Annotated in this window: 1 protein-coding gene and 2 pseudogenes; all 3 read right to left on the bottom strand. The window is 72.4% G+C overall.

Going from position 1 to position 715, the window contains the following annotated elements:
* A pseudogene (locus tag EHS43_RS45505) lies at window positions 1-239 on the bottom strand (hypothetical protein); the annotation flags it as partial.
* A gap of 2 nt (window positions 240-241) precedes the next feature.
* Complete coding sequence (locus EHS43_RS45500) at window positions 242-496, bottom strand: MoaD/ThiS family protein (protein WP_125196146.1); 255 nt, start codon at window positions 494-496, stop codon at window positions 242-244.
* A 37-nt stretch (window positions 497-533) separates the two neighbouring features.
* Window positions 534-715, bottom strand: a pseudogene (locus EHS43_RS45495) (alpha/beta hydrolase); the annotation flags it as partial.

Below are 715 nucleotides of genomic sequence, written 5' to 3'. Positions count from 1 at the left end.
GGCCCCTGCTGTCCGGTGCCGTATCCCTGCGGCTGCGGGTCGTACGCCTGCTGGGGCAGGTACGCCGTCTCCGCGGCCCCCACGGCGGGTGCCTGGACCTGGGTCTCCCAGGTCTGGCCCTGCCACTGCTGGGTGTACTGCTGGGCGGCCTGCGGGTCCTCGTACCCCTGCTGGGCGTGGGCCGGCCAGCCCTGCTGCGGGTACTGCTGGTCGTAGCCCTCGTACGGCTGGTTCGTCATCGTCACCCTCCTGCGAACGGCGGGAGCACCTCGACCGTGCCGCCGTCGGCCAGCCGTACCGTCTCATGTCCGCGGGTGCCCACGGGGTCACCGTCGACGAGGAACGAGCATCGCCGCAGGACGCGCACGAGTTCGCCGGGGTGTCGCTCGCGCACCGCGTCCAGCGCCTCGGCGAGCGTGGCCGCGTCGAACGGCTCCTCGGCGATCCCGGCCGCGGCCTTCGCGGCGGCCCAGTAGCGCACCGTGACCTTTGGCATCCGCTTCCTCAATCGTTCGGTGGTGTACGGAGCCAGGCTAGCCGCCCGCTGTGACAGCCCAGTCCCCGATACGGTCCAGCAGCTCGTCGCCGACCGCGTGCTCGGCGTGGCCCATGGGCTCGATCCACAGTTCGCCGTGGTCGCCGGCGGCTTCCGCGAGCATCCGCGGGTGGTCGAGGGGGAAGTAGCCGTCGCGGTCGCCGTGGACGACGAGGAGAG

It is taken from the genome of Streptomyces sp. RP5T (assembly GCF_003933965.1).
Classification (GTDB): Bacteria; Actinomycetota; Actinomycetes; order Streptomycetales; family Streptomycetaceae; genus Streptomyces.
This window is presented reverse-complemented; position numbering and strand designations above follow the sequence as displayed.

Bases quoted from the DNA above. Each gene is read 5' to 3' on its own strand.
- EHS43_RS45500 (WP_125196146.1), bottom strand. From the start codon at position 496: ATGCCAAAGGTCACGGTGCGCTACTGGGCCGCCGCGAAGGCCGCGGCC.